This window comes from Campylobacter sp. US25a (genome assembly GCF_004379075.1).
GTDB classification, from domain to species: Bacteria; Campylobacterota; Campylobacteria; order Campylobacterales; family Campylobacteraceae; genus Campylobacter_D; species Campylobacter_D jejuni.
Genome location: NZ_RYYM01000009.1, coordinates 23,834 through 48,984, shown reverse-complemented (window position 1 = coordinate 48,984; position 25,151 = coordinate 23,834). Strand labels below are relative to the sequence as shown.

22 protein-coding genes and 4 tRNA genes are annotated in these 25,151 nt (G+C 31.6%); 13 read left to right on the top strand and 13 right to left on the bottom strand.

The genetic code is table 11. The annotated features are described in order from the left end of the window. Positions 1-7: 7 nt before the first annotated feature. On the bottom strand, positions 8-1,315 hold the full coding sequence (locus ELQ12_RS07265; RefSeq protein ID WP_070243337.1) for a Na+/H+ antiporter family protein: 1,308 nt from the start codon (positions 1,313-1,315) through the stop codon (positions 8-10). Positions 1,316-1,519: 204 nt separating this feature from the next. Between ELQ12_RS07265 and ELQ12_RS07260 the strand changes: the two genes are divergently transcribed. Together ELQ12_RS07260 and ELQ12_RS07255 are read left to right on the top strand one after the other, a co-directional pair. Next, positions 1,520-2,758, top strand: coding sequence for a sulfite oxidase (locus tag ELQ12_RS07260; RefSeq protein ID WP_044778576.1), 1,239 nt, complete (start codon positions 1,520-1,522; stop codon positions 2,756-2,758). A gap of 2 nt (positions 2,759-2,760) precedes the next feature. After that, a complete protein-coding gene (locus ELQ12_RS07255) occupies positions 2,761-3,102 on the top strand; it encodes a monoheme cytochrome C (RefSeq protein WP_070274248.1) in 342 nt (113 codons plus the stop codon). A gap of 25 nt (positions 3,103-3,127) precedes the next feature. On the opposite strand, the gene gyrB is transcribed toward ELQ12_RS07255, so the two are convergent. The 3 genes from gyrB to dnaA form a co-directional block, all read right to left on the bottom strand. Next, a complete protein-coding gene (gyrB, locus tag ELQ12_RS07250; protein ID WP_126214476.1) occupies positions 3,128-5,437 on the bottom strand; it encodes a DNA topoisomerase (ATP-hydrolyzing) subunit B in 2,310 nt (769 codons plus the stop codon). A gap of 28 nt (positions 5,438-5,465) precedes the next feature. Continuing rightward, positions 5,466-6,533 carry a DNA polymerase III subunit beta gene (dnaN, locus tag ELQ12_RS07245; RefSeq protein WP_002870441.1) on the bottom strand — a complete coding sequence of 356 codons (1,068 nt, stop codon included), beginning with the start codon at positions 6,531-6,533 and terminating at the stop codon, positions 5,466-5,468. A gap of 159 nt (positions 6,534-6,692) precedes the next feature. After that, positions 6,693-8,015 (bottom strand): chromosomal replication initiator protein DnaA, encoded by a 1,323-nt coding sequence (gene dnaA, locus ELQ12_RS07240; RefSeq protein ID WP_126229064.1) that lies wholly within the window; start codon positions 8,013-8,015, stop codon positions 6,693-6,695. A 94-nt stretch (positions 8,016-8,109) separates the two neighbouring features. Here dnaA and ruvC point away from each other — a divergent pair, with 94 nt between their 5' ends. The 4 genes from ruvC to ELQ12_RS07215 all read left to right on the top strand — a co-directional run bounded on the left by ruvC (position 8,110) and on the right by ELQ12_RS07215 (position 12,741). After that, positions 8,110-8,592, top strand: a complete 483-nt coding sequence (ruvC, locus tag ELQ12_RS07235; RefSeq protein WP_083265154.1) for a crossover junction endodeoxyribonuclease RuvC — start codon at positions 8,110-8,112, stop codon at positions 8,590-8,592. A gap of 202 nt (positions 8,593-8,794) precedes the next feature. Then, a complete protein-coding gene (gene flgE, locus ELQ12_RS07230; protein WP_134264673.1) occupies positions 8,795-11,329 on the top strand; it encodes a flagellar hook protein FlgE in 2,535 nt (844 codons plus the stop codon). Positions 11,330-11,574: 245 nt separating this feature from the next. Continuing rightward, positions 11,575-11,958 carry a preQ(1) synthase gene (queF, locus tag ELQ12_RS07220; protein ID WP_044778580.1) on the top strand — a complete coding sequence of 128 codons (384 nt, stop codon included), beginning with the start codon at positions 11,575-11,577 and terminating at the stop codon, positions 11,956-11,958. 135 nt (positions 11,959-12,093) lie between these two features. Next, positions 12,094-12,741, top strand: a complete 648-nt coding sequence (locus ELQ12_RS07215) for an outer membrane beta-barrel protein (protein ID WP_052949455.1) — start codon at positions 12,094-12,096, stop codon at positions 12,739-12,741. Positions 12,742-12,776: 35 nt separating this feature from the next. Here the strand turns inward: ELQ12_RS07215 and ELQ12_RS07210 are convergent, their stop codons facing one another. Then, positions 12,777-13,406 (bottom strand): hypothetical protein, encoded by a 630-nt coding sequence (locus ELQ12_RS07210; protein WP_002870446.1) that lies wholly within the window; start codon positions 13,404-13,406, stop codon positions 12,777-12,779. A 319-nt stretch (positions 13,407-13,725) separates the two neighbouring features. Between ELQ12_RS07210 and leuA the strand changes: the two genes are divergently transcribed. From leuA to leuD, 4 genes are read left to right on the top strand one after another with little or no spacing between them, the layout of a single operon-like run. After that, positions 13,726-15,261, top strand: a complete 1,536-nt coding sequence (leuA, locus tag ELQ12_RS07205) for a 2-isopropylmalate synthase (RefSeq protein WP_002870447.1) — start codon at positions 13,726-13,728, stop codon at positions 15,259-15,261. Next, positions 15,258-16,334, top strand: coding sequence for a 3-isopropylmalate dehydrogenase (leuB, locus tag ELQ12_RS07200; protein WP_052859143.1), 1,077 nt, complete (start codon positions 15,258-15,260; stop codon positions 16,332-16,334). Before leuA ends, leuB begins: the two co-directional genes overlap by 4 nt. Beyond that, positions 16,321-17,733: a 3-isopropylmalate dehydratase large subunit gene (gene leuC, locus ELQ12_RS07195; protein WP_079463277.1), complete on the top strand. Its 1,413-nt coding sequence runs from the start codon at positions 16,321-16,323 to the stop codon at positions 17,731-17,733. Before leuB ends, leuC begins: the two co-directional genes overlap by 14 nt. 1 nt (position 17,734) lies before the next feature. Continuing rightward, entirely contained in the window at positions 17,735-18,337 is a 603-nt protein-coding gene (gene leuD / locus ELQ12_RS07190; RefSeq protein ID WP_126222747.1) for a 3-isopropylmalate dehydratase small subunit, read from the top strand. On the opposite strand, the gene ELQ12_RS07185 is transcribed toward leuD, so the two are convergent. The 5 genes from ELQ12_RS07185 to ELQ12_RS07165 all read right to left on the bottom strand — a co-directional run bounded on the left by ELQ12_RS07185 (position 18,317) and on the right by ELQ12_RS07165 (position 20,324). Next, complete coding sequence (locus ELQ12_RS07185; RefSeq protein ID WP_002870451.1) at positions 18,317-18,847, bottom strand: GNAT family N-acetyltransferase; 531 nt, start codon at positions 18,845-18,847, stop codon at positions 18,317-18,319. The genes leuD and ELQ12_RS07185 overlap by 21 nt on opposite strands. 27 nt (positions 18,848-18,874) lie before the next feature. Next, positions 18,875-18,950, bottom strand: a tRNA-Val gene (locus ELQ12_RS07180). A gap of 3 nt (positions 18,951-18,953) precedes the next feature. After that, positions 18,954-19,029 (bottom strand) — tRNA-Ala (locus ELQ12_RS07175). Positions 19,030-19,167: 138 nt separating this feature from the next. Then, a complete protein-coding gene (locus tag ELQ12_RS07170) occupies positions 19,168-20,124 on the bottom strand; it encodes a glycosyl transferase family 90 (protein ID WP_070261419.1) in 957 nt (318 codons plus the stop codon). Positions 20,125-20,236: 112 nt separating this feature from the next. Further along, positions 20,237-20,324, bottom strand: a tRNA-Ser gene (locus ELQ12_RS07165). A gap of 135 nt (positions 20,325-20,459) precedes the next feature. Here ELQ12_RS07165 and ELQ12_RS07160 point away from each other — a divergent pair. Next, positions 20,460-20,536: transfer RNA gene (locus ELQ12_RS07160), tRNA-Met, on the top strand. Between the two features lie 13 nt (positions 20,537-20,549). Here ELQ12_RS07160 and ELQ12_RS07155 read toward each other — a convergent pair. From ELQ12_RS07155 to ELQ12_RS07145, 3 genes are read right to left on the bottom strand one after another with little or no spacing between them, the layout of a single operon-like run. Further along, positions 20,550-20,648, bottom strand: a complete 99-nt coding sequence (locus tag ELQ12_RS07155) for a hypothetical protein (protein WP_070261418.1) — start codon at positions 20,646-20,648, stop codon at positions 20,550-20,552. Further along, on the bottom strand, positions 20,645-21,715 hold the full coding sequence (rlmN, locus tag ELQ12_RS07150; protein ID WP_070261417.1) for a 23S rRNA (adenine(2503)-C(2))-methyltransferase RlmN: 1,071 nt from the start codon (positions 21,713-21,715) through the stop codon (positions 20,645-20,647). Before rlmN ends, ELQ12_RS07155 begins: the two co-directional genes overlap by 4 nt. 22 nt (positions 21,716-21,737) lie before the next feature. Further along, a complete protein-coding gene (locus tag ELQ12_RS07145; protein WP_070261416.1) occupies positions 21,738-22,274 on the bottom strand; it encodes a purine-nucleoside phosphorylase in 537 nt (178 codons plus the stop codon). 79 nt (positions 22,275-22,353) lie between these two features. Between ELQ12_RS07145 and rsmA the strand changes: the two genes are divergently transcribed. Together rsmA and ELQ12_RS07135 are read left to right on the top strand one after the other, a co-directional pair. After that, the gene (gene rsmA, locus ELQ12_RS07140) at positions 22,354-23,154 is read left to right on the top strand and encodes a 16S rRNA (adenine(1518)-N(6)/adenine(1519)-N(6))-dimethyltransferase RsmA (protein ID WP_002937496.1); all 801 of its coding nucleotides are present in this window, start codon (positions 22,354-22,356) and stop codon (positions 23,152-23,154) included. Further along, positions 23,123-25,117 (top strand): ribonuclease J, encoded by a 1,995-nt coding sequence (locus ELQ12_RS07135; protein WP_079264310.1) that lies wholly within the window; start codon positions 23,123-23,125, stop codon positions 25,115-25,117. Before rsmA ends, ELQ12_RS07135 begins: the two co-directional genes overlap by 32 nt. The last annotated feature ends 34 nt before the right edge of the window (positions 25,118-25,151 follow it).

The window sequence follows — 25,151 nt, the reverse complement described above, 5'->3', positions numbered from 1 at the left end:
GCAAAAATTATAAAAACATGGCGATAATACTACCTAAAATCAATAATGGGCCATTATAGAAAATAAAAGTTGGTATGCAAGTATCTTTAATATGATCGTGTTGTTTATCAGCATTTAATCCTACAGTAGTTCCCATGGTTGTTTCACTGGCTGGACTTCCTGCATCTCCTAAAGCTCCTGCTACTCCTAAGATAAATATAATAAGTGCTGTACTAAAACCAAGTTCCAAACAAATAGGACAAAAAAGCGTAGCTATGATAGGTATAGTTCCAAAAGAAGTACCTATACCCATAGTGATGATAAGTCCTATTAAAAGCATGAAAAATACTGCTAAAAATTTACTTTGCTCCATCCAAGGAACGACTGAATTTACAAGATCTATTACTGATCCACTTTCTTTTAAAACTTCTCCATATCCTGCAGCAACAAGGATAACAAAAGCTATAAAACCCATCATTTTAAGCCCATCATCAAAAACTTCATTGACTTTTGAAAATTCAACTCCACCCAAAATAACCATTAAAACAAAACCCAAAAGCCCTGATAAAGGTAAATTCATAGTCAAAATTTGCAAAATTAAAGTTAAAACAAGCCCAGCTAAAACGCCCCATTCCTTACGAGTCATTTCAAGATTTTCTAAATCCACTTTAGCAATTTCTACTTCTTGATACTCTCTTGGCTTACGATAAAACACAAAAAGCGCTAGAAAAAGTCCTGCTATCATACAAATAGCAGCAAAATACATAGTATTTGTAACATCATTTAAAGATACACTTACATTATTTGCATTTAAATTATCTTTTAAAAGATCTTGAAAAGTAAGTCCAAAGCCTACTGGCAAAACCATATAAGGCGTAGTAAGTCCAAAAGTTAAAGCACAAGCAACCGCTCTACGATCGATTTTAAGTTTATTAAAAAGACTTAAAAGAGGTGGAATTAACAAAGGTATAAAAGCCACATGAATAGGAATTAAATTTTGAGAAAAACAAGAAATCAAAGCTATAGACAAAAGCAATAAATATTTTTTATGGGATATAAAATGACTTACTATCTTAATCAAATATGCAGTTAAATTTGTCTTTGAAATCGCCGCGGCAATGGCCCCTAAGAGTATATAGCTAAGAGCTGTTTTTAAATTTTCTTTCATTCCGCTTATAAGTATATTCATAGTATCTACGAGTTCAAGATGAGAAAATACACCTGCAACAAGAGCTGAGATCAAAAGACTCAAAAGCACATTAAAACGAAACAAACAAAGTAAAGTCATCAAAACAACACTGATAATGATAGGATTAGTAAGTAAAGTCAAAATCATTCCTTAAATAATTTTAAAAATTTAATTGTAGAAAAAACTTAGTTAAAATGTAATAAAACTCGAACATATAATGATTTTATTTTAATATGCAAAATTATAAAAATAATTAATTTTTTTAATCAAAAAGATTAATATAATCAATTATTTAAATTTTTAAAATTTATAATAAAATAAAAGATTATATAAATATTTAAGGATATTTCAATGAAACAAAACGATCAAAAAGAAAATCGTAGAGACTTTCTAAAAAATATAGGACTTGGTTTATTTGGCATTAGTGTATTGTCAAATTTTTCTTTTGAGAATTTTTTAGGAAGTAAGGCTTTGGCAAAAGAATTGCCTGATTTTAAAATAGAAGGTAAAAAAGATCTTATCTATCATGGTGAAAAACCATTAACAGCAGAAACTGAAATTTATGCTCTTGATTCTGATTTTACAAAACCTGAAAATTTCTTTGTTAGAAATAATGGCTTACCACCAAGCCTAGAAACGATAAAAGAAAGACTTCATAAAGGTTGGACTTTAGAAATCGATGGAGAAAGCATTATCAATAAAAAATCTTACACCATAGAAGATTTAAAAAAGAAATTTAAAACCTATACTTATGCCTTAACAGTTGAATGCGGTGGAAATGGTAGATCCGAAGTTATACCTAGCACAAAAGGAACTCAATGGGGTTATGGTGCAGTAGCTTGTGGTAGATGGACAGGAGTGCGTTTAAAAGATATTTTAAAAGATTGTGGCATCAAAAATGATGCGGTGTATATTGGATATTATGGTATAGATACAAAATTAAATGGTGAAGAAACTTCACCTATTAGTAGAGGGGTTCCTATTTCTAAAGCTTTACAAGATGAAACTCTAATAGCTTGGGCTTATGAAGGCAAAGATATTCCTTTAGTTAATGGCTATCCACTTAGACTTGTTTGTGGTGGTTACCCTGCAAGTACAAGCGGTAAATGGCTTTATAAAATTTCAGTAAGAAATAAAATTCATGATGGTGAAAAAATGGAAGGTTCTTATAAAGTTCCTGTAAATCCAGTAAAACCAGGAGATTTTAACTATAAAGGCGAGATGAAAATCATAGAATCAATGCCTGTAAGATCTGTAATCACTAATATCAAAAATGGTTCTGAAATAAAAGCAAATAAAAAATTTGAAGTTAGAGGTAAAGCTTGGGCTGGCGAACTTGAAGTTAGTGAAGTTTATGTAAGCAATGATTATGGCGTAACATGGACCAAAGCAAAAGTAGAAAAACCATTAAATAGATTAGCATGGCAAAAATGGAGTGCTCAAATATCAATACCGACAAAAGGATATTATGAAATTTGGGCAAGAGCTATTGATAGTCAAGGTAACAGTCAACCTATGGTTTTAGCACAGTGGAATCCAGGAGGATATATCAATAATGCATGCCATAGAGTTAATGTTTATGGAGTTTAAGAATGAAAAAAATTATATTGATCTTAGCATTGTTTTTAAGTGCAAGTTGGGCTCAAAATCTTGAAATTAACCCTGATACAGGATTGATTATCGATCCTGATTCACCTTTAGTGGAAGCAAATTGCTTAGCTTGTCATGGATCCAATCTCATTACCAATATGCACGCAAGTAGAAAAGCTTGGTTAGCAGCTATAAGATGGATGCAAGATAGTGAAGGACTTTGGGAAATAGAACCTGAAGATGAAGAAAAAATTTTAAATTATCTTGAAAAATATTATGGAGAAAAATACGATACAAGAAGAAGAATTCCTCTAGCTATATTCTTACAAAGCAAAACTCATTGAAGAAATCATTTCTTCAATGATAAATTTACACATCCAAATGTTTTACATCTTTAGCATGTGCTTGGATATAATCGCGTCTTGGTTCAACCTCATCGCCCATAAAGAGATTAAAGGTATCGTTTGCACTTTGTGCATCTTCAATAGTAATTTTTAAAAGTCTTCTTACGCTTGGATCCATTGTGGTTTCCCAAAGTTGCTCAGGATTCATTTCTCCTAAACCTTTATAGCGTTGTATAGTAGCACCTTTTTTAGCATTGGTTTCAACATCTTCAAGAACTTCTAAAATATCTTTATCAAATTCCAAGCCTCTATCTTTAATCTTATCAAAAATATAACTTGCTTCTTCATATAGTGGATGAGTGAAAAGTTCTTCATTGATCACAAGTTCTTCTAGGCCATTTTGAGTTTGAACAAAAGCTCGAATTTCATTTTCGTTGATATAATGATTTAAGATATTGTGTCCTTGTGTTTCTAAAAATTGTTTGATTACACTAAATAATTCTTCATTATTTGCTTTAACTAAATTTGAATTTTCTATCATATAACGTATCACAGAAATCACATTAAAACGCTTTTCAAGATCTTTTAAAATCGCACGATAAGCTGCAACGATTTTTAAATAATCTTTTAAATCATTCATTCCTATACCTTCATAATTTAAACCTTCTATTCCCGTTTCTATCAGGTATTCGCTCAAAGCTTTTTCATCTTTTAAATAAATTTGCTTTTTAGCTTTTTTATAAAGATATAAAGGCGGTTGTGCTAAATAAATATGTCCATTTGTTACAAGTTCATTCATAAAACGGAAGAAGAAAGTTAAAAGCAAGGTTTGTATATGTGATCCATCAACATCCGCATCTGTCATGATGATGATTTTATGATATCTTAGTTTTGAAAGATCAAAATCTTCACCTATACCACAGCCAAAAGCGGTAATCATATTTTGAATTTGCTCAGATTTTAAAATTTTATCCAGTCTTGCTTTTTCAACATTTAAAATTTTACCACGCAAAGGCAATATAGCTTGGAAAGATCTTTCTCTACCTTGTTTTGCAGAACCTCCTGCAGAATCCCCTTCCACAAGATAAATTTCACTTTCACTTGGATCTTTACTTTGACAATCAGCTAATTTCCCTGGTAAAGTTCCTACGCTTAAACTTTCTTTTTTACGCGTTAATTCTCTAGCTTTTTTCGCTGCTTCTCTTCCTCTAGCTGCCATTAAGGCTTTGTTCATTATAGCTTTAGCTTCGATAGGATTTTCTTCAAAATATTTAGTCAAATACTCAAAACTTGCTTTTGAAACTATAGGACGCACATAAGTTGAACCAAGTTTTCCTTTGGTTTGTCCTTCAAATTGTGGTTCAGGCACCTTTACACTTACAACAGCGATCAAACCTTCACGCACATCTTCACCTGTGATTTTATTGTCCTTTTCTCTAGCACTTGCATTTGCTTCTATATAATTACTTATCACACGAGTTAAGCCCATTCTAAAACCAGCTTCATGTGTTCCACCATCTGGAGTTTTGATATTATTTACAAAAGAGAATAAATTTTCGCTATAAGTATCATTGTAAAGCAAAGCTACTTCAACATTCACATCTTCTTCATCTACGCTAAAGAAAATTGCTTTAGTTAAAGCTTCTTTTTTATTTAAGTCTGTAACAAACTGAGAAATTCCACCTTCAAAGTGAAAACTTTCATGTTTGCCTACGCGGTTATCTTTAAAATTTATAGTGATTTTTGGATTTAAGTATGCAAGTTCACGAAATCTTTTAGCCAAAATTTCATAATCAAATTCAGTCACTTCAAAAATTTGATCATCAGGCCAAAATTCTATAGTTGTTCCTGTCTTTTTACTTTTTCCTATCACACCAAATTCACTGATAACTTTACCTTCTGAAAATTCTTGACGATAAATTTCTCCATTTCTTTCAACTGTAGCTACAAGTTTTTTAGAAAGTGCATTTACAACCGAAACCCCAACACCATGCAAACCGCCTGAAACTTTATAAGTATCTTTATCGAATTTTCCCCCTGCATGTAGGACAGTTAAAACAACAGTTAGAGTCGGCATATTTTCAGTTGGGTGTATATCAACAGGAATACCACGACCATTATCACTAACTATACAGCTTCCTTCAGTAGTGATTTCTACATCTATAGTATTACAATGTCCTGCCATAGCTTCATCGATAGAATTATCCACAACTTCATAAATCATATGATGAAGTCCACCTATATTTGTATCTCCTATATACATACCTGGGCGTTTTCTAACAGCTTCTAGGCCTTTTAGGACTTTAATATTACTCGCACCGTAATTTTCTTGCATATTTTTCCTTTATCTTTTACTTGTTTTATTACAAAATCATAGGCATGATAATCATTGATAGTCCTTGGGATTTGACTATAAATGCTGAATTAGGTTCATTTACACTTAAAGTGAATTTTTCTTCTTCTATAGAAGTTAAGAAATCAAGTAAATATTTGATCTTTATAGTAAGATTAAATTCTTCACTCACTCCTGTTTGAATTTCAAGCTCTGTTTTTGCTTCCATATTGTCTAAACTTATACCTTCAAAGATGATTTTATCTTTGTTAAAATGAAGTTTCATTTTTTCAGTTACAACGCTGATTTTTTTAAGACTATCTATAAAATCTTCAGTTGAAAAGCTAAGTTCTTGTTTGAAAGTTTTTGGTATAACTTTTTCATAATCTGGAAATTTATCGTTAATAAGTTTTGTAAAGAATTCAAAGTTTTCATTTTTAGCGATAAGCATATTTTGATCATAAAAAATTTCTATTTTTTCATAGAAAAGTTTTTGCATTTCCATGATAGCTTTTTTAGGGATACTAAAACTAAATTCTTGATTATTTGCTTTTTCTAAAGTATAGATTGCAAGGCGTTTTGTATCGGTTCCTACGAAGTTAATTTTATCTGTTTTTATATCTAAAAATGCACCGTTTAAGGAGTATTTTGGATTGTTTGTATCAATACTTGGTAATATCTTTTTAAGAGAACGACTTAAGTCACTTGAGTCAATGTCAAATTGGTTTTTTCCTTCTGTATTTGGAAAATTTGGAAAATCTTCGTGATTAAACATAGGAAGTTTATATTTTGTGCTTTTTTGTCTTATAAATAAGAAATTATCAATAGTTTCTAAAACAACTTCTTCATTATTTAAGCTTTTAATAACATCTGTAATACTTTTTGCATTTGCAGTAGCAAAACCACTTGATTCTACGCGGATTTTTTTTATCTTATAGTTGATACCTATTTCATAATCACTAGCTCTAATAAGAAGTTTATCTTCATCAACATGAAAAAAAAGATGAGAAGTAATGGTGCTTGAATCTTTTTTTTCTACATAAGCATTACATAAAATCACTGCAGATTCTAAAGTATTTTTATTGATACTGAACTTCATTTTTTCTCCTTGGTTTATTTTAATTTTAAATTCGTTGTAATAATAAGCTTGTTGAAATTGTGAAATTCTTCAAAGCAAAATAATCAAATTTGTATTTTATCATACTTTGCTTAATTTCTTTTTTTCACACTCTAGAATTTATTTTTCACATCCTTTCACTTAACTTTGACTTTTAACAAGAATTTTGTTTTTAAGTTCTTCGATTTTTGTTTTTAAAGAAGCATCATTTTCTATCATTTCTGTGATTTTTTTAACATTATGTGAAATAGCTGTATGATCTTTCATTTCAAAATAATTCGCAAGTTGTGGCATAGTCAAAGCTGTAAGTGTCCTAGCTAGGTAAATCACAATGCGTCTTGCTGTGACTATATTTTGAGTTTTTTTATTGGATTTCACATCGCTTGGTTTGATGTTAAATTCTTTACATACTAAAGATAAAATATCATCTATGGTGATATTTTCTTTCTTTTCTTTGATATGATCTTTCATCACACTTTTGGCAAGTTCGAGTGTGATTTCTTGTCCTAGTATGGTTGCATAAGCATTTAAACTTATGATGATACCTTCGATTTCTCTTATATTATCCCCTAAAGAAGTAGCGATATAGTTTATGATATCATTAGAAAGATTGATATCGTTAAATTCACATTTTTTTCTTATGATGGCTATTTTTGTATCTAGTTGAGGTGGAGTTATATCAGCTATGATCCCATGTGCAAAACGACTTTTTAAGCGTTCGGTTATACCTTTTAGCATGTTGGGTGGATTGTCTGAAGTCATGATGATTTGTCCATCGTTGTTTTTGATTTCATTAAATATAAAGAAAAATTCTTCTTGAATTTTATCGGTTTTTCCTAAAAACTGCACATCATCTATAAGCAAAACATCGCAGTTTCTATACTTTTCATGAAATTTATCTAAAGAGCCATTTTTTAAATTTGAAGTAAAATCATTGATAAAATTTTCACTTGTAGCGTAAATGACTTTTTTTCCCATTTCTAAGCTTGCATTTCCAACTGCTTGAAGTAAATGTGTTTTTCCAAGTCCTGTAGGCCCATAAACAAAGATTGGATTATAAAGTTTTCCAAGTTTGTCTTTATGTATTATAGCTTTACATGCTCCATAAGCGTATTTGTTAGAATCCCCCACAACAAAACTTTCAAAAGTAAAAGAAGGATTTAAAATCGTGCTTTGTGCCTTTATATGAGCTATGTCGATTTTTGTGCTTTTGTTGCTTTGTTTAGTACTTTGTGCTTGTATGTTTATGATGGCTTTATTTCCGCTTTGCACTTCATAAAAATGTGCGATTTTTTTGCCGTACTTTGTTTGTATGAATTTAGCCATGAGTTCATTTGGAGCATTAAAAACCAAAAGATCTGCTTTGCTTTGCTTTTCGTTGAATTTTAAATTTGATAGATAGTTTTCGTATTCGTTTTCGCTTAATTCTTTTTTTAAATTTTCAAGTATTTGGCTTGGATTCATAATCTCTCTTTAAATTTTGCATAATGTATAAATTTTATCTTAAATTTCATAAAAAAAGGTTAAAATCCGCTTTTGTATTTTATTTTCAAAAGGTATGAATTTGAAAATTTTAGGTATAGATCCAGGTTCGAGAAATTGTGGTTATGCTATCATAGAAGCCAGCAAAGGAAAAAACATTCTCATAGAAGCAGGGCTTATAAAGATAAAGCCAAGTGCTTTACAGTATCAAATCACAGAGCTTTGCGAGGGTTTGGATTTGATTTTTAAAAATCATTCTTTTGATGAGGTGGCTATAGAAGATATCTTTTTTGCTTACAATCCAAAAACTGTTTTAAAACTCGCACAATTTCGCGGAGCTCTATCTTTAAAAATTCTTCAAATTCATGGAGACTTTGCAGAATACACTCCCTTACAAGTGAAAAAAGCCGTCACAGGAAAAGCCAAAGCAACCAAAGAACAAGTTGCTTTTATGGTAAAAAGACTTTTAGGACTTAGCAAAGATATCAAGCCTTTAGATATCACAGATGCTATAGCAGTGGCTTTAACCCATGCGGCAAATTTAAGAGTTAGGGTGTGATTTAGTAATTTTCATTACATAAAAGCCCAAAGCTCCATAAACTCCTAAAATACCTTTAAATTTTTTCTATAAATTTTTAAAAAATTCATAAAAAATTTCAAAAGTTGGAACAGAACTTGCTTGTAAAACTTCACATAAACGCAAAAGTTTTTTAAAGCCAAAGCGTTAAATTTTTAAAGCAATATTTTATAAAGGATTTAAGATGATGAGATCACTTTGGTCTGGCGTAAGCGGACTACAAGCACATCAAGTTGCGATGGATGTTGAAGGTAATAACATTTCAAATGTTAATACCAATGGTTTTAAATACTCTCGTGCAGATTTTGGAACTATGTTTAGCCAAACAGTAAAAATCGCTACAACTCCAACTGATGGAAGAGGCGGACAAAATCCACTTCAAATCGGTCTTGGCGTTTCAGTAAGTTCTACTACAAGAATTCACTCTCAAGGTTCAGTTCAAACTACAAATAAAAATACTGACGTTGCTATCAATGGTGATGGTTTTTTCATGGTGAGTGATGATGGTGGTCTTACAAACTATCTTACGCGTGATGGAGACTTTAAGCTTGATGCTTATGGTAACTTTGTAAATAATTCAGGTTTTATTGTTCAAGGATGGAATATCAACTGGAATGATCAAACCATAGATAGTTCAAGAACTCCACAAAACATTTTTATCGATCCAGGCATGCATATCCCTGCAGCAAAATCAACCGAAGTAGCTATCAAAGCAAATTTAAATAGTGGTTTAAATATAGGAACTTCAAGTAGAAATCTTTATGGTCTTGACTCAGTTCATGGTTACAATACTAAAACCAACAAAGCTGAAGATGAAAACGATACAGGAACGACTCAGTTTTATACCACTTCTAAAAACTCGATTGAAGTAACCGAAAAAGGTGTGGATGCAGGATCGCTTTTTAACGCCAGTGGAACAGGGTTAAATTTAAGAGATGGTCAGGGAATTTGGGTTTCATATGCTGATGCAAAATATACTATCAATAAAACCGGAACAGCTTTTGACGAAAATAATAAAGCCACTCAAGGTGATCCAAGTGGTGTGATTTTCTGGGGTAACAAAGATAATAAAGTAACTCTTGATATCACTATAAACGGAGTTAAAATTCAAAATTCAGACATACAAAGTCTTGATGATGCTATAGCTTATATCAACACTTTCACTGCACCAACTGATACTAGAGATGGAACAGGAGTAAAAGCGGTTAAAAAGTCTGATGGAACAGGATTTGAACTTGTTAATGATAATGCTGATGGCACTACAGACAATATGAAAAATATTGATTTAACCGTAAATCAAGCCAATACAGCAGGTGAATTACATAAATTGACTTACGATGGTGATACGGATAAATTTAAAGCAGATAATTTAAAGAAAAACGGGAATTCCAATTGGATAGATGGTGCTGCTGTTAATGGTACAACTGAAAGAGCTCAAGTTATTACTGCGCATAAATATATTTATAGTTCAAATCCTGTGGATTTGCCACCTATGACAAATCCTGATGGAGGTCCATCTTTTGACGCTGGAGATGGTGCAACTCCTACTGATCCTGCTTCTAAAAACTATAGAGATGCTCTTACAGGTGGACTTTTAAATACTACTGCAAGACAGTTTAGAACCACAGAAGATTTAAGAGAGCTTTTGCAAAGAGATGCTAGATATGGGGTAGACTATGATGGAGATGGTAAATTTACTACAGGTGGAGATGTAAACCAAGCTGTAAAAGTTGTTGTAAATGATACAGGGCATTTTGCTATCTCAAATGCTAAAGAAAATTCAACTATACCAGCAGGAGCAACAGCACAAAATAGTAAAATTGAGACTGGTACACCAAAAAATATGAGTTTTAATATCACTGCTTATTCTAACAAAGAAGGCACAGTAAGCACAAACGATGCTTTTACAGCTATCTTTAAAGCTTGGGATGGTCCTTTAGTAACGGGTGGATCGATCAAAGAAAGCGAACAACTTAAACTTTCATCTTTTTCAGCCGCGCTTGATATCTATGATTCTTTAGGTTCAAAACACAGTCTTGAAGTACAGTTTGTAAAACAAAGTACCACTCAAGATGGGGGTAATGAATGGCAAATGATCATCCGTGTGCCAGAACCTGCAGAGATCAACACTACAGGAGAAGGTCCTACGAACATCATCGTGGGTAGTGCAAGATTTAACAACGATGGATCTTTGGCTAGCTATACACCAAAAACTATAAGCTTTTCACCAAACAATGGTGCTGCGCCAAATCAACAAATCAAACTTTCCTTTGGAACAAGCGGAAGTAATGACGGCCTTGTAAGCTCAAACTCTGCTTCAACTCTAACAGGACAAGCAACCGATGGTTATACTTCGGGTAACTTAAAACCTGATGCAATTCGCGTTGATGATAAAGGAAATATCTTAGGCGAATTTACCAATGGTAAAACTTTTGCAGTGGCAAAAATCGCTATGGCTTCAGTGGCTAATAACTCAGGTCTTGAAGAAATCGGCGGAAACCTTTTTAAAGTTACTGCAAATAGTGGTAATATTGTAGTAGGTGAAGCAGGAACAGGTGGTCGTGGTGAGATGAAAACCTCAGCTCTTGAAATGTCAAATGTGGATTTGAGCCGTTCTTTAACAGAACTTATCATTATCCAAAGGGGTTATCAAGCAAACTCAAAAACCATTTCAACCAGTGATCAAATGCTTCAAACCTTGATCCAGCTTAAACAATAATTTAAGCTTAGCATTCTATAAAATATTGTTTTTTGCTCCCTTAAAGGGAGCAAGCCTTGCTTTACAAGCCTATCTTGGTAGTCTTGTAATACTAGGCTTAGGCTTGAACTGCCTTCAATTTATTGCTAACTCACTCTTGCTAGGGGTGAGTTGCAATAAAATTGCATTTTCTTATCTGTATCATAATCGTTTTAAAAACTTATTTTGTTATAATTTTTGCTTGAATTTAAATTTAAGGAAAATCTATGCGTTATGGTGAAAAAGAAATCAAAGAATTTGATGTAGAAAATATGGAAATTTGGCCAAATGATGCGAAAAATGACTATATCATTAAAATCACTTTGCCTGAATTTATGTGTTGTTGTCCGCGTTCGGGTTATCCTGACTTTGCGACGATTTATCTTGAATATATGCCTGATAAATTTGTGGTTGAGCTTAAGGCGATAAAGCTTTATATCAATACTTTTATGTATAGAAATGTTTCACATGAAGCAAGTATCAATGAAATTTACAATACTTTAAAAGATAAATTAAAACCAAAATGGATTAAAGTTGTGGGGGATTTTAACCCGCGTGGAAATGTGCATACGGTGATAGAATGTCGTAGTGATATAGTTGTTCCAAAATAATATTTGAGTAAAATATTCACATATTTTTATGTAAAGATTAAATATTTTATAAAAAATTCTTATTTAATCTTTGAAGAATATATAATATAAAAAGATATAAAATTTTTAGATCGAATTTTATTATAAGGAGTTAGGATGAATAAAAAATTATTAAGCATTGTCGCAAGTGCTACTTTGTTTTCAAATTTGGCTTTAGCAGATGAGAATTCCGGTTTTTTTATAGGTGCTGATGCAGCTTGGATGCATGCTCAAGTAAAAAGTGAGTTAAAACATAAGAAGAATACAAAGCAAAATTTTAATGGAGATATTTCAGGTAATATACCATCATTTGGTCTAAAACTTGGATATCGTTTAAATGAAAATCATAGAATTTATGCTGGTTATAATTATTCTGATGAATTTAGTGATTTTATCAAAACTCCTAGAATTCAAATCGAAGGTGATTTTGCTACACATAAATTTTTAACAGGTTATGATTTTACTCCTAAGCTTTTTGAAAAAACCAGAGCTGTTTTAGGTGTGTATGGAGGATATGCAAGAACAGATCTTACCTTAAAAACAAGCTTTTTATCTTTGTCGCAAAATTTTGACGGTTATTTTTATGGAGCGAAAATAGGTGCTTTATATGATTTGACACCACATAATGAAATAGAATTAGGCTTTAAAGCAGAGCAAATTCATTATAATTCTAGAAATTTTTATCAAAATCAAGTGGGTTCAAACTTTTACGATCCTAAACAAACAAATTATGGTGTATATTTAGGATATAATTATAAATTTTAATCTAATGCAAGTTTTTATAACTTGCATTAATGAAATCAACCTCCACCAATAAAGTATTTTTCAACATCATCAAGTAATTTTTCACAAATTTGAGAATCTGTATTTTTTTCTACTATAAGATTTATATAAGTTTTAGTATCTCTAAAGCTTCCTGCTGATTTTGAATTTTCGCGAGTGAGTTTTTGAGTGTCTCTAGTGTATTCTATATTGATGTTAAATTTAAGTGCAGCACTTGCTTCGCCTAAATTTGTTTTTACTACTACATTCATTTTAGAAGCTTTAGCGAGTGTGGCTTGGGTTTTATTTATGATTTCTTTAAAGCGTTGGCAAGATCGTATGAGTGTAGCGATAAATTTGTTATCAAGCCCCTCATAAGCTACTTTGAGTTTGTTTTTGATGTCTTTTGTACTTTCTTTTTCAGGGGCTACAAAAACCATGTAAAAACCATTTTTTATAGCTACATTGTCTGTTTTTACATCGCGTCCACTTGACATAACTTTAACATAAATGGCATTATCAAGATAAACACGATCTACCATAGGGCCATAAATTTCGTATTCTTTTTTTCGGACTATGACTTCACGAGCTAGGACATTTAATTTCACATTGGCTTCGTGGATAACAGGTTCCATTTCTTTTTTAATCTCTAAGAGTTCTTTTAACATCAACATCCTTTTTGTTACTTAAAATTACAATTATATCAATAATTTTCTTAATTTAAGAATTTTACAAACACATTTACTAAAAATATGATACATTAGGGATTAATTTTAACAAAGGAGGAAAAGATGAAACAAATTTTTAAAATTTCAAATTCAGTCCAACAAAAAAGTAAAGATACTTTTAATCTACTACTGCAACTCTCACTCTAAAACTCAATTTTATTTTTAATCATTTTTTATATTTTTAAGTTTTTATCATTGTTGTCAAGTTTTTGAATTTTTTTAAATTCATTTAGTTTGTTTGGTTTTAAAGGATTAAATCATGAAAGATAATAAAATCATAATCTTTGATACCACTTTGCGTGATGGAGAACAAGCTTTAGGCAGTTCTTTGGGTATCAATCAAAAATTACAAATCGCTTTAGCGCTTGAAAATTTAGGCGTAGATGTTATAGAAGCAGGTTTTCCGGTATCTTCACAAGGAGATTTTAAAGCGGTGCAAAAGATCGCTTCTAAGGTTAAAAACTCAACCATTTGTGCACTTTCTAGAGCATTGGATAAAGATATAGATATGGCTTATGAAGCTTTAAAAGTGGCAAAGCATTTTAGGATTCATACTTTTATAGCCACTTCAACTTTACATATACAAGATAAATTAAAAAAAGATTTTGATGAAATTTTGTCTATGGCAAAAAGAGCGATTATAAGAGCAAGATCTTATACTGATGATGTAGAATTTTCATGCGAAGATGCAGGAAGAACTCCTATAGATAATCTTTGTTTTATGGTGGAAAATGCGATAAAAGCAGGCGCTAAAACTATAAATATCCCAGATACTGTGGGCTATACCCTGCCAAGTGAATTTGCTAATATCATCAAAATTTTATTTAACAAAGTGCCAAATATAGACAAGGCTATCATTTCTGTGCATTGTCACAATGATTTAGGTATGGCAACGGGCAATAGCTTAAGTGCTATTTTACAAGGTGCAAGACAGATAGAGTGCACTATAAATGGACTTGGCGAAAGGGCGGGCAATTGTGCTTTAGAAGAAGTGGTTATGGCGATAAAAACTAGGAAAGATTATTTAAAAGGTTTTTATACTGATATTAAATGTGAAAATATCTCTAAAACTTCAAAATTAGTTTCAGCTATCACTAATGAAAGCATACCTTCGCATAAAGCTATAGTTGGTAGCAATGCGTTTTCTCATAGTTCAGGCATTCATCAAGATGGAGTGCTTAAAAATAGGCAAACTTACGAGATCATAAGCCCTAGTGCCATAGGAATTCATGAAAATCGTATGTTAATGACGGCAAGAAGTGGAAGAGCTATGATAAAAACTTGCCTTGAAAATTTAGGCTATGATGAAAATACTTATAATTTAGATGATGTTTATGAGCGTTTTTTACGCCTTGCGGATAAAAAGGGTCAAGTGTATGATTATGATTTAGAAGCTTTGATGTTTTTAAGCTATGAAAATGAAGAAGAAAATGAATTTATACTTGAAAAATTAAGCGTGATTAGTGGCAATATCCCAACCGCTTGTGTTTGTATGCGTATCAAAGAAGAGCTAAAAACTGAAGCTTGCACAGGAAATGGTCCTGTTGAAGCAGTTTTTAACTGCATTGCTAGGATAACAAATTTAAAGCCTGTGTTAAAAGCTTACAGTATCAATGCAAAAAGTTCAGGGGTAGATGCTCAAGGACAAGTGGATGTGGATTTGGAATTTAAAGGGAGAAAATTCCATGGAAAAGGACTTTCAACAGATGTTATAGAAGCTTCAGCACAAGCTTTTGTGAGTGCTTACAATGCGATTTATCGCTCTTTAAAAGTAGAAGAAAGGAAAATGGCATGAAAACTTATAAAGTAGCTGTTTTAGCAGGAGATGGCATAGGACCTTTAGTGATGAAAGAAGCTTTAAAAATTTTAACTTTTATTGCGCAAAAATACAATTTTAGTTTTGAATTTAACGAAGCTAAAATAGGCGGTGCAAGTATAGATGCTTATGGAGTGGCTTTAAGTGATGAAACTTTAAAGCTTTGTGAGCAAAGTGATGCGATTTTATTTGGTTCTGTTGGTGGGCCTAAGTGGGATAATTTGCCCATAGATCAAAGACCTGAAAGAGCCTCGCTTTTGCCTTTAAGAAAGTATTTTAATTTGTTTGCAAATTTGCGTCCTTGTAAAATTTATGAAAGTTTAACTCATGCTTCACCTTTAAAAAATGAGATTATCCAAAAAGGAGTGGATATTTTATGTGTTAGAGAGCTTACAGGTGGGATTTATTTTGGTAAGCAAGATTTAGGCAAGGAAAGTGCGTATGATACTGAAATTTACACTAAAAAAGAGATAGAAAGGATAGCTCATATCGCTTTTGAAAGTGCAAGAATAAGAAAGAAAAAAGTGCATTTAATCGACAAGGCGAATGTTTTAGCAAGTTCTATTTTGTGGCGAGAAGTAGTGGCAAATGTTGCAAAAGATTATCAAGATATAAACTTAGAGTACATGTATGTGGATAATGCTGCGATGCAGATTGTAAAAAATCCTAGCATTTTTGATGTTATGCTTTGTTCAAATCTTTTTGGTGATATTTTGAGTGATGAGTTAGCTGCCATTAATGGATCTTTAGGTTTGTTAAGTTCAGCAAGTTTAAACGATAAAGGTTTTGGGCTTTATGAGCCAGCAGGTGGAAGTGCGCCTGATATAGCTCATTTAAATATAGCCAATCCCATAGCTCAAATTTTAAGTGCGGCTTTGATGTTAAAGTATAGTTTCAAAGAAGAACAAGCCGCGCAGGATATAGAAAATGCTATATCTTTAGCATTGGCACAAGGAAAAATGACTAAGGATTTAAATGCTAAGTCGTATTTAAATACTGATGAAATGGGGGATTATATTTTAGAAATTTTAAAGGAGAATAACAATGGCTAAAACTTTATATGAGAAAGTCTTTGATGCTCATGTGGTTTATGAAGGCAAAAACGAACTTCCTATACTTTATATCGATAGACATTTAATCCATGAAGTAACAAGCCCTCAAGCATTTTCAGGGCTTAAAATGGCTAAGCGTAGAATGGCAAGAGCGGATTTAACTTTGGCTACTATAGATCATGATGTTTCAACTAAAAGTGTGGATTTAAATGCTTGCTCTGATATGGCAAAAGAGCAAATTACAACTTTGATGCAAAATACTAAGGAATTTGGAGTAAGGCTTTTAGGACTTGGAGATAAAAATCAAGGCATAGTTCATATAGTAGGTCCTGAGCTTGGCTTTACTTTACCTGGGGTTACTTTAGTTTGTGGGGATTCTCATACGGCAACGCATGGAGCTTTTGGAGCTTTAGCCTTTGGTATAGGCACGAGTGAAGTAGAGCATGTCATGGCAACGCAAACTTTAAAACAAGCCAAACTTAAAACCATGAAAATCGAATGTAAAGGGCAGTTTCAAAAAGGCGTTTATGCTAAGGATTTGATTTTGTATTTGATTGCACAATACGGTACGGCAAAAGGCACAGGTTATGCTATAGAATTTTGCGGAGAACTTATAAGAAATTTAAGCATGGAAGCTAGAATGACTCTTTGTAATATGGCTATAGAATTTGGAGCTAAAGTAGGTATGATAGCTCCTGATGAAATCACTTTTGAGTATATTAAGGGAAAGGAATTTGCACCTAAAGGAGAAGAATTCCAAAAGTATTGTGAGTATTGGAAGAGTTTAAGAAGCGATGAAGGAGCAAAATATGATGAGAGCATTACTTTGGATGCAAGCAAGATAAAACCACAAATTAGCTATGGAACAAATCCTTCGCAAGTGATTGGCATAGATGAAAAAATTCCAAAAATAAGTGATTTTAAAAATCAAAGTGAGCAAAAATCTTTGCTTGATGCTTTATCTTATGTAAATTTAGAGCAAGATCAAGTTATAAAAGGGGTAAAAATCGACATTGTATTTATAGGATCTTGTACAAATGGGCGTTTAGAAGATCTTAAAATAGCCGCTGATATCTTAAAAGGGCGCAAAATTCATAAAAATGTTAAAGCTTTAATCGTGCCTGGTTCAATGCAAGTAAGAAAAGAAGCTGAAAATTTAGGACTTGATAAGATTTTTATCGATGCAGGGTGTGAGTGGAGATATGCAGGGTGTTCTATGTGTCTTGGTATGAATGATGATAAAGCAAATTCAGGTCAAAGAGTTGCTTCAACTTCAAATCGTAACTTTGTAGGAAGACAAGGTAAAGGTTCTATCACTCATTTGATGAGTCCTGCAAGTGCAGCAGCTTGTGCCATAGAAGGTGTTATTTGTGATAATAGAAAGTATTTAGGAGTTTAATATGCAAAAATTTATTATATATAAAGGTATAGCTTGTCCTTTAGAATATGCCAATATAGACACAGATCAAATTATACCTAAACAATTTTTACTTGCAGTGTCTAAGCAAGGTTTTGGCAAGCATTTGTTTCATGATTTGCGTTATTTAGATGATAAAGAAAGTGTTTTAAATATGGATTTTAATCTCAATAAAAAAGAATATCAAAATAGCTCTATTTTGGTAAGTTTTGAAAATTTTGGTAGTGGCTCTTCAAGAGAGCATGCACCTTGGGCTTTGGTTGATTATGGTATTAGAGCTATTATCGCACCTTCTTTTGCGGATATTTTTAAAAACAATGCTTTAGGAAATGGTTTGCTTACTATAGAACTTACTAAAGATGAGGTTTTGGAAATAGTTGATGAGTTAAAAAAATCCCAAGATAAAAATATAGAAATTTCTTTGTTGGAAAAAAGAGTATTTTTTAAAGATAAGATTTTTTCTTTTGATTTAGATGATTTTCACAAAATTTGTCTTTTGGAAGGACTTGATAATATAGCTTTGACTTTAAAACATGAAGCACAAATCAAAGCCTATGAAAAAAACTCAAAAAGCTTTTTGGTTTAGAATTTTTTCATAAGCTAAAAAAGGATCTTGGTAATTAGGTATGTCAAAGTTTCCACAAAAATTAAAATCAAGCTTTTTAAAAAGCGAATTCATAGGAAAATTTTTACTATGAGTATCTGCTCTTAAACTTGCCTTGTGATTTTCCAAGGCAAAATTTTCGCAAAAATTTAAAAGTTTTTGTGCCACGCCTTTGCCTTTTGCATTTTGTTTGACGGCTAAACGGTGTAGATAAAAGGCTTTATCATCATAATTTTTGTTAAAAATAACTTGTTTGTAAAATTCAGGTTCAAATTTTTCATTGATACAGATAAAGCCTAAAATTTCATCATTTTCTTTAAACACATAAAGTTCTTGTGCTTGTATGTCTTCTTGAAAAACTATTTCATTGGGATAATTCTCATCCCATTGGTGAAAATTCATAGCTTTCATAGCATTTAAAGCATCTTTTGTGATTTCAAGTATAGAATTTAAATCTTTATGGACGGCTTTTTGTATGATAGTGTTTTGCATAATAATCCTTTGTATAAGGAAGGGTGATGGTGGCTCCGATTGGACTTGAACCAACGGCCACTACCATGTCAAGGTAGTGCTCTACCAGCTGAGCTACGGAACCATATGGTGGAGCATAGCGGGTTCGAACCGCTGACCCCAACGCTGCCAGCGTTGTGCTCTCCCAGCTGAGCTAATGCCCCTTTATAAGTCTGAGATTTTATCGCAATATTACTTGTTTTTGGCTGAAAACTAAAATCAAATTTTTAATTTATGATGTAATATATGTATAAAAAGATTTATTTTTATGAAAAATTAGAGAATTAATGAGAGTAATTTTACTATTTGATTAATTCTAAAATATCTCTTTTTTTGCTAAGTTCAAGCTGTCTAGAATAATAAAAATATTTGGTCAAAACCAAAATTCCTATATGGAATTCTTTTTTCTTATCTAAAAATTTCTTAATATATTGATGAGCATTATTAATAATTTCCAATGCATCTTTTGGGCGACTTTTAAAATATTCAATTACTGCTGACAAATTCTCATTATCAATCAAAGCAAAGTGATAATTTGGTTTTAGAGTTCCTTCCATAAACCAAGTTTCGCAAGTTATTTTTGGAGCTAAAACTAAAGAATTAGAATTCATAGCCCATTTTAAGTTGCTTGCTACATCGTTACCCTCTAAAGAAATTATAAATTTATACTTCATTTGTTCTTTTTTATTTAAAAAGTTTTTTTTCCATTGGCTAGATTGTTTTGAAGTATCTCCTATATCGCAAAAAGTTCTACCAAAATAAGAATCAAAAAATTCTTTTCTATGTTTTTGAAATACTGCTCCTCTAAATATTGCTATATCCTTTTTATTTTCATAGTTTATGTTATCTTTTAAAAAGCAAAAATGCCTATTTTTATCAAGTTTTAATAAAATATTATTTATATTATTTTCCAAAGATCTCGATTTGCAAATAGTTGCTTCTTTAAAAGTATGTCTTACATCGCCAAATTCTTTATTCCATAAAAATTCATCTTTAAAGTATTTACTGATTTCATAAGCATCAAAAGCATAAGAGGTGTCTTTAAAAGGAAATTTTCCTATTTTTTCCTTTGCTGTAGGTGTAAAAAATTCATTTATTTGATTATAATATTTAACTCGAGTTTGTATTTCTTCTAAGTCTTTAATATTGTATTTTAAAATATCATTAAAAATTTTATCTAAATTTATTTGAAAAAAATATCTTGGTATAAAAGATATTCCTATTCCTTTTAAATTCATCAAAAGTCTTGATTGTAGCATTATAAAAAACCTAATAAATAAAATTTTTAATATTTTATCAAAAATTTAAGAATTTGTAAACAATAAAATAACTTTTGACAAAACAATAATTTTTAAATATTAAAAATAAGAATGGCAGACAGGAAGGGATTCGAACCCTCGAAAGCTTGCACTTTACACGCGTTCCAGGCGTGCTCCTTCAACCGCTCGGACACCTGTCTATGAAATAAAGTGTTCATTATATCTATAAAAGCTTTAAAAATAAAGAAATTTTTTAAATATTGAAAATAAAATTATTTTTTAAAAAAATCAGAAAATTTTTAGTAAAAAGTAGTATAATTATATTTTTATTTTTAGTCAGGGTAGCTCAGCTGGTTAGAGCGCTGGTCTCATAAGCCGGAGGTCGGGAGTTCAAGTCTCCCCCTTGACACCATTAAATGTAATAATTATTTTTTTTCTTTTATTACTACAAAAACAATTCCACCGAAACCTATAATCACAACAGCTGTTATAAAAACGATTTCAAAAATATCTAACATTGTCATTGTTCTTTTGCCCTTTCTTTAAGCTGTCCACAAGCAGCTGAAATGTCAAGCCCTTTACTTTCTCTTATAGTGCAAGTTATACCTTTATTACTGAGTAAATCTTGGAATTTAATCGCATTTTCTAAACTAGGGCGTTTATATAAACTTCCTTCATGTGGATTAAAGAGTATTAAATTCACTTTAGCTTTAATGCCGTTTAAAAGCTTGACTAATTCTTTAGCGTGTTCAAGCTTATCATTGATACCATCAATTAAAAGATATTCAAACATTACCCTTTTTCTTTGATCTATAGGAAATTCACGCACCGCATCCATAATCGCAGCGATATTATAAGCTTTATTGATAGGCATAAGCTCAGTTCGAAGCTCATCATTAACCGCATGCAATGATATAGCAAGTAAAACACCTAAATTCATTTGACCTAATTCTTTGATTTGTTTTGCTAAACCGCTAGTGCTGATGGTTTGACGGCGAGGACTTATGGCAAGCCCCTCATTTTGCGCTAAAATTTTTACCGCTTTAGAAACATTTTTAAGATTATCCAAAGGCTCGCCCATACCCATATATACTATATTTACACGGCGTTCATAAGGGATATTGTTTTGTTTCTTTATCCATAAAATTTGTCCGACTATCTCACCTGCACTTAAATTTCTTTTCAAACCACCCTTGGCAGTAAGACAAAAACTACATCCGCTTTTACAACCTACTTGAGAAGAAACACAGATAGTATATCTCGCATGAGAAATTCTTTTGCCTTCTGTGTCTATTTTTTCTTCTTTCATAGGCAAAAGCACACTTTCTACCCTTAAACCATCGATAAGTTCAAAAAGATATTTTATACTTCCATCTTTGCTTTGCTCATTTTTAACGCATTTTACAGGAGAAAAATGAAAATTTTGCGCAAGTTCTAAACGTAGATCTTTTGGTAAACTTGACATATCGGAAAAATCATTGGCGTATTTTTGATAAATCCATTGATAAATTTGTTTCACGCGAAACATCGGTTTGATTTTTTCTCCTAATTCTTCAGGTAAAAAATCTAAAATATTAACAAGCTCTTTCAAAATTATTTTCCTTTTTGAATTTTTAAATATAATGATATTTTTTTAAGTATTCTTCTAATTTTTCTTTTGCCTTTTGATGATTTTTTATAAAATCTTCGTGAGCATTTTCATTACAAAAATTTGTTGCACACAAAATACACTCTGCATCAATATTTAAATTTTTAGCTACGCTCAAAACAGAAAAGGCTTCCATATTTTCTGCAAAAAAACCTAATTTTGAAAATTCTTTTGCTGCTTTTGAATTTTGACAAATATAATTTGAAGAATTGATTTTGATTGTTTCACGAGAAACATTTTCTTTTTCTAAGCAAATTTCATATTTTGCAGGAGTATAAAAAGCATGTGAAATTTTAGAAAATTCTACATTAAAAGCATATGAACTTCTATAAATTTCTAAAATTTCTCCCTTATCATAAAGTCCACAAGTTCCTATAAATATGAGTTTTGATGGTTTTTCTTTTAAGCAAAGTTGACCCAAATGAAAAGCTGATTCAACCAAACCTATACCTATAGCTTTTGCAAAAGAAAAATTTTCATTTCCACCCGCACAAACAATCATTTTGATCCTTATGAAATTTTACAAAAATAATTCTACCTAAAAAGACTTAATTAAGAATTTTTAGATAAAATTATTTCTTATGGTTAAAGCAAAAAAACAATACGGACAAAATTTTTTAATCGATAAAAGCGTATTAGCAAAAATCATCCAAGCCATACCCAAAGAGATGAACAATATCATTGAGATTGGGCCTGGCTTAGGTGATTTAACGCAAGAACTTTTAAAAATTTCTCAAGTAAAAGCTTATGAAATCGATAATGATCTCATACCTATTTTAAAAAAGAAATTTCAAAAAGAACTTGAATGTGGAAAATTTAACTTGATCCATCAAGACGCAAGCGAAGCTTTTAATCCTAGTCTTGATGAAAAACCATATTTTTTGGTTGCAAATTTGCCTTATTATGTTGCAAGTCACATTATATTAAAAGCTTTAGAAGATAAAAATTGTCTAGGGCTTATTGTAATGGTGCAAAAAGAAATGGCTGAAAAATTCTGCGCTAAAGAAGGAAATAGTGAGTTTTCTTCTTTAGGTGTTTTAAGTGCAATGATTTGCGAAAGAAAAATGCTTTTTGATGTTGATCCACAATGTTTTAATCCTCCACCAAAAGTTATGTCAGCGGTGATGAGTTTGATTAAAACTAAGGATTTTGATGAACTTTGCGAAATAGAAAATTTCAAAAATTTTCTAAAAGACTGTTTTAAAGCTCCTAGAAAACAACTCTTAGGAAATTTAAAAACATATAAAGCAAAAGTTTTAGAAGTTTTAAGCACCCTTGGCTTAAAAGAAAACATCAGACCACATGAAATTTGCGTTGATTCATACCTTAAAATTTATGACAAATTAAAGGATGAATATGGACGAAAACAAAGAGATAAATAAAAACGAACAAAATCCGAACTCAAATTCAAAAAACAATAAACGCTATAAATATAAAAATCGCAGAAAAAAATTAGCCGATTCTTTGCAAAATGAAAATGATACTCCAAAAATTGATCAAAATTCTAACAAGGAAATTTCTGAAAACTCAGAGAATAAAACTGAGAAAAAAAAGAAAAAAAATCGCAATCTTCCTTCAAAACTCACAGGCAATGAAGATTGGCAAATCGCTCTTGCAGAATGTATAGAAGCTAACCGTGTTTCACATGAAAACCGCTTACACCCTTTAAAATATAATAATTCTAGCGAACATAAAATCCGCATCACTCCTTTAGGAGGCTTGGGAGAAATTGGTGGAAATATCAGTGTTTTTGAAACCAATAAAGATGCAATTATAGTAGATATAGGTATGAGTTTTCCTGATGGAACTATGCATGGGGTAGATATTATCATTCCTGATTTTGACTATGTAAGAAAAATTAAAGATAAAATTCGTGGTATAGTGATCACTCATGCGCACGAAGATCATATCGGTGCGGTGCCTTATTTCTTTAAAGAATTTCAATTTCCTATCTACGCTACACCTTTGGCTTTAGGAATGATTTCAAACAAATTTGAAGAACATGGCTTAAAAGCAGAACGCAAATGGTTTCGTCCTGTAGAAAAACGCAAAGTTTATGAGATAGGTGAATTTGATATAGAGTGGATTCACATCACGCATTCTATCATTGATGCTTCAGCACTTGCGATCAAAACAAAAGCAGGAACGATTATCCACACAGGTGATTTTAAAATCGATCAAACTCCAATTGATGGCTATCCAACAGACTTAGGACGTTTGGCACATTATGGAGAAGAAGGGGTTTTATGTCTTTTAAGCGATAGTACAAATTCCTATAAAGAAGGCTATACAAAAAGTGAAAGCTCCGTAGGGCCAACTTTTGATCAAATTTTTGCACGCACCAAAGGCAGGGTGATCATGAGCACTTTTAGTTCTAATATCCACCGCGTTTATCAAGCTATCACTTATGGTTTAAAATACGGTAGAAAAGTTTGTGTGATCGGTCGTTCTATGGAAAGAAATCTTTATACCACTATGGAATTAGGCTACATCAAACTTGATAGAAAAATTTTCATCGATGCTGATGAAGTAAGCAAATATAAAGACAATGAAGTGCTTATTGTAACTACAGGAAGTCAAGGCGAAACCATGAGTGCGCTTTATAGAATGGCAACAGATGAGCATAAATTTATAAAAATCAAACCTACAGATCAAGTGATCATTTCAGCTAAAGCCATACCAGGAAATGAAGCAAGTGTTTCTGCGGTGCTTGATTATCTTTTAAAAGCAGGAGCTAAAGTAGCGTATCAAGAATTTAGTGAAATTCATGTAAGCGGACACGCTAGTATAGAAGAACAAAAGCTTATGCTAACCCTTACTAAGCCTAAATTTTTCCTACCAGTTCATGGAGAATACAATCACATCACCAAACACAAAGAAACAGCGATGAAATGCGGTATTCCTGAAAGAAATATCTATCTTATGAGTGATGGTGATCAAGTAGAACTTTGCCAAAAATATGTTAAACGCATAAAAACCGTAAAAACAGGTAAAGTTTTTGTGGATAATCAAATCAACAAACAAATCGCCGATGATGTAGTTATAGATCGCCAAAAACTTGCAGATAGTGGTATAGTGGTTATTATCGCACAAATTGACAAAGCCACAAAAACACTGATCAACAAACCAAGAGTATTTAGCTATGGGCTAGTAGCTGACAAACACGATCATGCTTTTAGTAAAGATATGGCTGAAGTTTTAGGACAGTTTTTCATTAATGTTAAAGATGAAGTACTCAATGATCCAAGATTTTTAGAAAATCAAATCCGCCAAGTTTTAAGAAAACATATCTTTAGAAAGATTAAAAAATACCCAACCATAGTTCCAACTATTTTTGTAATGTAAAAAGGGCAAAAACGCCCTTTTTAAGGAAGATCAA

Coding starts and splice junctions, on each gene's coding strand:
- ELQ12_RS07265 (WP_070243337.1), bottom strand. CDS start 1,315: ATGATTTTGACTTTACTTACTAATCCTATCATTATCAGTGTTGTTTTG.
- ELQ12_RS07260 (WP_044778576.1), top strand. CDS start 1,520: ATGAAACAAAACGATCAAAAAGAAAATCGTAGAGACTTTCTAAAAAAT.
- ELQ12_RS07255 (WP_070274248.1), top strand. CDS start 2,761: ATGAAAAAAATTATATTGATCTTAGCATTGTTTTTAAGTGCAAGTTGG.
- gyrB (WP_126214476.1), bottom strand. CDS start 5,437: ATGCAAGAAAATTACGGTGCGAGTAATATTAAAGTCCTAAAAGGCCTA.
- dnaN (WP_002870441.1), bottom strand. CDS start 6,533: ATGAAGTTCAGTATCAATAAAAATACTTTAGAATCTGCAGTGATTTTA.
- dnaA (WP_126229064.1), bottom strand. CDS start 8,015: ATGAATCCAAGCCAAATACTTGAAAATTTAAAAAAAGAATTAAGCGAA.
- ruvC (WP_083265154.1), top strand. CDS start 8,110: ATGAATTTGAAAATTTTAGGTATAGATCCAGGTTCGAGAAATTGTGGT.
- flgE (WP_134264673.1), top strand. CDS start 8,795: ATGATGAGATCACTTTGGTCTGGCGTAAGCGGACTACAAGCACATCAA.
- queF (WP_044778580.1), top strand. CDS start 11,575: ATGCGTTATGGTGAAAAAGAAATCAAAGAATTTGATGTAGAAAATATG.
- ELQ12_RS07215 (WP_052949455.1), top strand. CDS start 12,094: ATGAATAAAAAATTATTAAGCATTGTCGCAAGTGCTACTTTGTTTTCA.
- ELQ12_RS07210 (WP_002870446.1), bottom strand. CDS start 13,406: ATGTTAAAAGAACTCTTAGAGATTAAAAAAGAAATGGAACCTGTTATC.
- leuA (WP_002870447.1), top strand. CDS start 13,726: ATGAAAGATAATAAAATCATAATCTTTGATACCACTTTGCGTGATGGA.
- leuB (WP_052859143.1), top strand. CDS start 15,258: ATGAAAACTTATAAAGTAGCTGTTTTAGCAGGAGATGGCATAGGACCT.
- leuD (WP_126222747.1), top strand. CDS start 17,735: ATGCAAAAATTTATTATATATAAAGGTATAGCTTGTCCTTTAGAATAT.
- ELQ12_RS07185 (WP_002870451.1), bottom strand. CDS start 18,847: ATGCAAAACACTATCATACAAAAAGCCGTCCATAAAGATTTAAATTCT.
- ELQ12_RS07170 (WP_070261419.1), bottom strand. CDS start 20,124: ATGCTACAATCAAGACTTTTGATGAATTTAAAAGGAATAGGAATATCT.
- ELQ12_RS07155 (WP_070261418.1), bottom strand. CDS start 20,648: ATGACAATGTTAGATATTTTTGAAATCGTTTTTATAACAGCTGTTGTG.
- ELQ12_RS07145 (WP_070261416.1), bottom strand. CDS start 22,274: ATGATTGTTTGTGCGGGTGGAAATGAAAATTTTTCTTTTGCAAAAGCT.
- rsmA (WP_002937496.1), top strand. CDS start 22,354: ATGGTTAAAGCAAAAAAACAATACGGACAAAATTTTTTAATCGATAAA.
- ELQ12_RS07135 (WP_079264310.1), top strand. CDS start 23,123: ATGAATATGGACGAAAACAAAGAGATAAATAAAAACGAACAAAATCCG.